This window comes from Oleiphilus sp. HI0128 (assembly GCF_001635365.1).
In genome coordinates, this window is sequence record NZ_LWGG01000401.1 from 1 (window position 1) to 764 (window position 764).

General features: G+C 44.4%; 1 protein-coding gene and 1 pseudogene. Both read left to right on the top strand.

The window, feature by feature from the left end; genetic code table 11:
• Positions 1–329: pseudogene (locus A3763_RS28210) on the top strand (LPS-assembly protein LptD); the annotation flags it as partial.
• A gap of 95 nt (positions 330–424) precedes the next feature.
• Positions 425–764 (top strand): SurA N-terminal domain-containing protein (locus A3763_RS04940; RefSeq protein ID WP_197482779.1); only part of this gene is annotated, 340 nt, incomplete at its 3' end.

Consider the following 764-nt stretch of genomic DNA (forward strand, 5'->3'; position numbering starts at 1 on the left):
ATTTCAGCCATCGCTATATCCAGGGTGAGCTAGAGCAAATCGACACCTCTTTTATTGCGCCTATTTATCCTCAAACCAGTCTAATAGGCCGTCTTCGTTACGACCTTGAGGAAGAGCGCAGCATTGGTTCGCTTGCAGGCATTGAATATAGTAGCTGCTGCTGGCGCGTTCAATTGCTAAGTCAATCTTATCTAGATAGTGATAGCGAAGTCTTACATGGGTTTTTGTTCCGTTTTCAACTAAGTGGTGTTGGCGGTTTTGGACAAAGTACCCGTAGAATGGATCAACATATTCCGGGCTATGCGGCCCGAGAAGAAATTTTAAATTAGAGTTATTTATAGTTATGGCGATGTTTACTCACACCCACAAAAAATCACCTTCAATTCTGAGCCTATTATTTAGCACCCTACTAGGACTTAGCTGTATGGCCTCTGTGGCTCATGCTGAAGAAAACTCTAGACCTGAACTGAGGCCAAATGCAGTACTTCTAGACAAAGTCATCGCCATTGTCGATGACGATATCGTGATGCAGTCTGAGCTAGCCCAACGTGTAAACTCGATCACTAAACGCTTACAGCGCCAGAATACCCCTCTTCCCTCGTTGTCAGTTATGCGACAGCGTGTGCTTGATCAATTAATTCTTGAAAGCATCCAGCTACAAATGGCAAATCGTACCGGTATTCGTATTGGTGATGCCCAGCTTAATACCACTCTAGAGAATATCGCTCGTTCGAATAACATGACGCTCTCTCAGTTTGAAGCGC